Raw genomic sequence first — 1,798 nt, 5'->3', positions numbered from 1 at the left:
CGGCCGGCACGGCGCCGCCGTCGTGCACGTCGGCCGGGCGGCTGCCCTCGGCGCGCAGCGCACGCCGGAACTGCACGCGCGCACAAACGACCGCGCCGTTGCCGAGATTGAGCATCACGTGCGGCTCGGTGCTCGCGCGCATCCGGTCGATCAGCTGCGCGCTCGTCACGTCGAACAGCGACGCCAGCGTATGCGCACGCAACGCGGACAGCGGCATGCCGAGCTGGAACTGCGCGCTGCGGTTCGCGGACAGAAAGCGGCCGTCGGCGGTGAACGCGACGATCCCTTCCATCAGCGTGCCGAGAAACTCCGGCCGGCCGTGAAACGACACCTGCAGCGTCTCCTGGAACGTCGTCGTAAACAGATGGTTCTCGATCATCTGCACCGACATCTTCGCGAGCGCCATCGTGTGCTGGTGATAGCTGCGATGGTCGCCCGTCACGTCGAGCACGCCGATCACGTCGCCGTACGGATCGAGAATCGGCACGCTCGAACAGGTCAGGAAATGGTTCGCCGCGAGAAAGTGCTGGTCGCCGTGCACGACCATCGGACAGAGCTCGGCCAGCGCCGTGCCGATCGCGTTGGTGCCCTGCCGGTCCTCCGCCCAGTTCGCGCCGGGGCGCAGCGCGACGCGCTCCGCACGGCGCAGGAAGTCGTCGTCGCCGATCGAATGCAGGATCAGCCCTTCCGCGTCGGTCAGCACGATCATGCTCTGCGTATTGACGATCTGCTCGTGCAGCGTCTCCATCACCGGCATCGCGTGCACGCACAGCACGCGGTTCTGCTCGCGCTTGAGCGCGAGTTCGGTGGCGGACAGCACATCGTAGTCGGGGCGTGCGGACGCCTGCAGGCCGAACGTCTCGGACCGCTGATGGGACTTCCGGATCGTGGGCGTCGGCCAGCCGGGCGCTTGCGCAGCCCGTGTATCGGCGGCCGGATGAACGTCGTCGCGCATTGTCTCCTCCGGGGATCCTTCCGGTCGGTTGCCGGACTCTTCTGTCCCGATACAAGCAAACATCGGGCCATCGAGGCGATCGCGGCGCGATGTCGTGACGCGTGCGGACCGTACCGGCGATTCGAAAGGTCATTGAAAGACGATCAACGGTTGTCGCGGTCGCACAGGCCGTGATGTGCACATGATGCGCACGACGCGACGTGGACAAACTCGGGCGTGCACGTCGCCGCGCGCGAAGCCCGCTTCGATTTGCGCATGTGTTGCCATGCCGCTCGCGCTTTGGCGCGCCGCCGCCACCCGCGTTCCTCTATCATCGCCCGCATGAACCGACGACCCGAGCGCCGACCGTCTGCCCCATCCCTTCGCCGTCTGTCGCGCGACGGCTGCGCGATCGCCTGGCGTGAAGCCGGCCATCCGCGCGGCCATCCGGTCGTCGTGCTGCACGGTGGCCCCGGCAGCGGCAGCCGGCCCGCGATGCTGCGCCTGTTCGACCTGCAGCGGATGCGCGTCGTGCTCGTCGATCAGCGCGGCGCCGGTGCGTCGACGCCGCGCGGCGGCCTGCGTCACAACAACACGATGCGACTGATCGACGACCTCGAGGCGCTTCGCGTGCGGCTCGGCATCGCGCGCTGGGGCGTCGTGGGCGGCTCGTGGGGCGCGGCGCTCGCGCTCGCCTATGCGGGACGGCATCCGGCCCAGGTGACGGGCGTCGTGCTGCGCGGCCTGTTCCTGACGTCGGCACGCGAACTGCGCGCGTTCTTCGTCGGCTCGCGCGCACGGGCACCGCGCGCGTGGCGGCAACTGGCCGCGGCGGCCGGCACATCGCGCGCCGATCGCCTGCTC

Annotated in this window: 2 protein-coding genes; one reads left to right on the top strand and one right to left on the bottom strand. The window is 69.4% G+C overall.

The genetic code is table 11. The features are described 5' to 3' along the window. A partial coding sequence (locus tag HMPREF3115_RS06300) for a sigma-54-dependent Fis family transcriptional regulator (protein ID WP_141751647.1) occupies positions 1-955 on the bottom strand: 955 nt, incomplete at its 3' end. Positions 956-1,276: 321 nt separating this feature from the next. Between HMPREF3115_RS06300 and HMPREF3115_RS06295 the strand changes: the two genes are divergently transcribed. Continuing rightward, positions 1,277-1,798, top strand: a 522-nt coding sequence (locus HMPREF3115_RS06295; RefSeq protein WP_141751646.1) for an alpha/beta fold hydrolase, incomplete at its 3' end; no start/stop codon positions are given.

Origin of the sequence: Burkholderia sp. HMSC10F09 (assembly GCF_001806955.1) — a bacterium.
Classification (GTDB): Bacteria; Pseudomonadota; Gammaproteobacteria; order Burkholderiales; family Burkholderiaceae; genus Burkholderia; species Burkholderia multivorans.
Note: the sequence above shows the minus strand (reverse complement) of the source record. Positions and strands in the feature narration are given on the sequence as shown.